Raw genomic sequence first — 707 nt, 5'->3', positions numbered from 1 at the left:
TCTCTTGTTTTAATTGCTTGTTGCTCCCAATTTTCTATCTCATCAATATTGAAAGTCTTTGGATACCCATACGCACGAACCCTACTTTGTGTCCTTTTAATAAATCCTTTAATTTCATTTTCAAATGTGTCTGTAAGGTTGCCAATATTGTAGGGCATATAAGTTGCTTTTATTTGTGTCTTAACAATGTCTTTAAAAGCTATACCATAATTGTCTTTTTCAGGGTTTTTCTCAAAGAATGTATAGACTTTGTTCTGTAATCTTGTGAGAGAGTGCGGTAATTCTTTAGGGATAGAGAATGTGATGTCGGTGAATTTAGCCTCTACCTTACCAAATCTCTTTGGTTCAGCGCTCACCAATTCCACATAGTATCTGTCTTTATTATTATAGACACTATTTTGACAATAACAAATCGCCGCTTGATTGAATTGTCTCGCCCATAATAACAAATGATTTCTTAAATAAAATGTGCTACTAGGTTCATTGACAAATACAAAAAAGCTAGTCTCTTTATCAGGGATAAGGTCGTTTTCTAGGTTCTCTTTCCAATAGCCGATTACTTGAATATAACCAATGAAGTCTCGCTTACTATCCAATAGTGATTTTAGCTGTTGTGTCCTTTTCATATTGTCTTTTTGAGTGTAGCGGTATCTCTCAACAAATTCTTTACTAGACATAAGGTCTTTCATTGTGGCTTCACTTTTAGG

Annotated in this window: 1 pseudogene; it reads right to left on the bottom strand. The window is 34.2% G+C overall.

Annotated elements, in window-relative coordinates:
* Positions 1-707, bottom strand: a pseudogene (locus tag IC572_RS07675) (hypothetical protein); the annotation flags it as partial.

The organism is Helicobacter pylori, assembly GCF_014496485.1.
GTDB classification, from domain to species: domain Bacteria; phylum Campylobacterota; class Campylobacteria; order Campylobacterales; family Helicobacteraceae; genus Helicobacter; species Helicobacter pylori_DD.
This window is presented reverse-complemented; position numbering and strand designations above follow the sequence as displayed.